At 55.4% G+C, this 1,342-nt stretch carries 1 rRNA gene; it reads left to right on the forward strand.

Annotation, left to right across the window (positions count from 1 at the left end):
- Positions 1-1,329 (forward strand): 16S ribosomal RNA (locus ACT3UM_RS24150); the annotation flags it as partial.
- Between the last annotated feature and the right edge of the window lie 13 nt (positions 1,330-1,342).

Genomic DNA, 1,342 nt, shown 5'->3' on the forward strand with positions numbered 1-1,342 from the left:
GGCTCCCGCTATTGGATGAGCCTATGTCGGATTAGCTAGTTGGTAAGGTAATGGCTTACCAAGGCAACGATCCGTAGCTGGTCTGAGAGGATGATCAGCCACATCGGGACTGAGACACGGCCCGAACTCCTACGGGAGGCAGCAGTGGGGAATATTGGACAATGGGGGCAACCCTGATCCAGCCATGCCGCGTGTGTGAAGAAGGCCCTCGGGTTGTAAAGCACTTTCAGCGAGGAAGAACGCCTATCGGTTAATACCCGGTAGGAAAGACATCACTCGCAGAAGAAGCACCGGCTAACTCCGTGCCAGCAGCCGCGGTAATACGGAGGGTGCAAGCGTTAATCGGAATTACTGGGCGTAAAGCGCGCGTAGGTGGCTTGATAAGCCGGTTGTGAAAGCCCCGGGCTCAACCTGGGAACGGCATCCGGAACTGTCAGGCTAGAGTGCAGGAGAGGAAGGTAGAATTCCCGGTGTAGCGGTGAAATGCGTAGAGATCGGGAGGAATACCAGTGGCGAAGGCGGCCTTCTGGACTGACACTGACACTGAGGTGCGAAAGCGTGGGTAGCAAACAGGATTAGATACCCTGGTAGTCCACGCCGTAAACGATGTCGACCAGCCGTTGGGTGCCTAGAGCACTTTGTGGCGAAGTTAACGCGATAAGTCGACCGCCTGGGGAGTACGGCCGCAAGGTTAAAACTCAAATGAATTGACGGGGGCCCGCACAAGCGGTGGAGCATGTGGTTTAATTCGATGCAACGCGAAGAACCTTACCTACCCTTGACATCTACAGAAGCCGGAAGAGATTCTGGTGTGCCTTCGGGAACTGTAAGACAGGTGCTGCATGGCTGTCGTCAGCTCGTGTTGTGAAATGTTGGGTTAAGTCCCGTAACGAGCGCAACCCTTGTCCTTATTTGCCAGCACGTAATGGTGGGAACTCTAAGGAGACTGCCGGTGACAAACCGGAGGAAGGTGGGGACGACGTCAAGTCATCATGGCCCTTACGGGTAGGGCTACACACGTGCTACAATGGCCGGTACAAAGGGCTGCGAGCTCGCGAGAGTCAGCGAATCCCTTAAAGCCGGTCTCAGTCCGGATCGGAGTCTGCAACTCGACTCCGTGAAGTCGGAATCGCTAGTAATCGTGAATCAGAATGTCACGGTGAATACGTTCCCGGGCCTTGTACACACCGCCCGTCACACCATGGGAGTGGACTGCACCAGAAGTGGTTAGCCTAACGCAAGAGGGCGATCACCACGGTGTGGTTCATGACTGGGGTGAAGTCGTAACAAGGTAGCCGTAGGGGAACCTGCGGCTGGATCACCTCCTTAAACGATGCGTCAC

Source organism: Halomonas sp. AOP13-D3-9 (assembly GCF_052379125.1).
Taxonomy (GTDB): Bacteria; Pseudomonadota; Gammaproteobacteria; order Pseudomonadales; family Halomonadaceae; genus Vreelandella.